This is a genomic window from Sandarakinorhabdus oryzae (assembly GCF_009733735.1).
GTDB classification, from domain to species: domain Bacteria; phylum Pseudomonadota; class Alphaproteobacteria; order Sphingomonadales; family Sphingomonadaceae; genus Sandarakinorhabdus; species Sandarakinorhabdus oryzae.
The window spans coordinates 1-1,299 of sequence record NZ_WNJP01000322.1; the positions used below are offsets into that span (position 1 = coordinate 1).

Annotated in this window: 2 protein-coding genes; one reads left to right on the plus strand and one right to left on the minus strand. The window is 72.5% G+C overall.

Features of this window, described 5'->3' with window-relative positions:
- Window positions 1-458, plus strand: a 458-nt coding sequence (locus GJ693_RS17225) for a hypothetical protein (protein ID WP_197042294.1), incomplete at its 5' end; no start/stop codon positions are given.
- On the opposite strand, the gene GJ693_RS16015 is transcribed toward GJ693_RS17225, so the two are convergent.
- Window positions 445-1,113 (minus strand): TPM domain-containing protein, encoded by a 669-nt coding sequence (locus GJ693_RS16015; protein WP_156257219.1) that lies wholly within the window; start codon window positions 1,111-1,113, stop codon window positions 445-447. The two genes, GJ693_RS17225 and GJ693_RS16015, sit on opposite strands and share 14 nt — an antisense overlap.
- Between the last annotated feature and the right edge of the window lie 186 nt (window positions 1,114-1,299).

Sequence of the window (1,299 nt, forward strand, 5' to 3'; positions counted from 1 at the left end):
CGCTGCTGGCGGGCTGGCTGGCGGCGGACGGCGCGTCCGGCGTGGACCGCGCGCTGATCGACATGGTGCCGGCTGCCGCCATGCTGGATGGGCTGGATGCGCTGTCGCGTCCCGCCCACGGGCTGCGGGCGCTGCCACTGGAATGGCTGGTTGCCCTTGCCGCCGCCTTGCCCGGCCACCCCGGCGCCCGCGGGCCGTTGGCCAGCGATCTGGTCGCTCGCATTGCCGAACTGCAGCCCGATCACCCGGCGCTGCCGGCCATCGTCGCCGGTCGCATGGGTGGCCCGGCTGCGCCTGATCTTGAGCGGCTGGCCACTCCCGACGTGGTACGCGCGCTCGGCCCCGGCCATCTGGCGCTGGCGCTCAAGCTCACCGCTGGCGCCATCATGCGGCCCACAGCCAGCCTGGGTGCGCTGGCCACCAGCCTGGCCGCAGTGCGGCTCGCTACAGCTCGATAAGCCCGTCGGGCAATTCGTTCACATCGTCGGGCAATGGCGGCAGGTGCGCCGCCAGCACGGCGCCCGCACGCTCGATCGCCGTCACCAGCCCGTCAGCGGCACGGCCAGACTTGATGCCAGCCACCAGCGCCGCGATCGTCTCGCCCCATTCATCGGCGGCGATACGGGTGAACACCGCTTCGTCGGCGATCACTTCGGCGACATGCTCGGGCTCGTCGAGATAGAGCAGGACACCGGTGCGGCCCAGCGTCGAGGTCAGGCCGCGGGCGCGGAACTGCATCATCGCAGCATGGTGCACCCGGTCCCGGCGCAGGCCGGACGGGGTCAGCACCCGATCCAGCCGCAGCCAGCCAACCAGCGCCAGCACAGCGACGAACAGCATCGCCTGCACCGCGGCAAACCCCTCGATGCCATGCGCTTCGCGGGTGGCGGCGTCGATCGCGTCCCAATCCGGGAACAGCAGGGACGGCGTCCACCCGGCCAGCACGGCCAGGAAGGGCAGCGTGAAGGCGGCCAGCACGGCGCTGGCCAGCATGGTCGCGGCATAGCGGTGCGGGCGGGTGTTGATGATCACCACGATCTCGCCCGACGTGTTGGCCTCCGCCGCCGCAATGGCAGCGGCAATGCGGGTGCGATCGGCGTCGTTGAACAGCATCACCAGCCTCCTGACGCGCCGCCGCCGCCGAAGCTGCCGCCACCGCCCGAAAAGCCGCCGAAGCCGCCACCACCGCCGCCACCCCAGCCGGAACCGCCGCCACCGCTCCAGTTGCCGCCAATGCCAGGGCCCCAGATGATGACCGGGCCGCTGCGCCGGCCGCGCGCGCCGCGCCGCTAGGCGATG

Coding starts and splice junctions, on each gene's coding strand:
- GJ693_RS16015 (WP_156257219.1), bottom strand. CDS start 1,113: ATGCTGTTCAACGACGCCGATCGCACCCGCATTGCCGCTGCCATTGCG.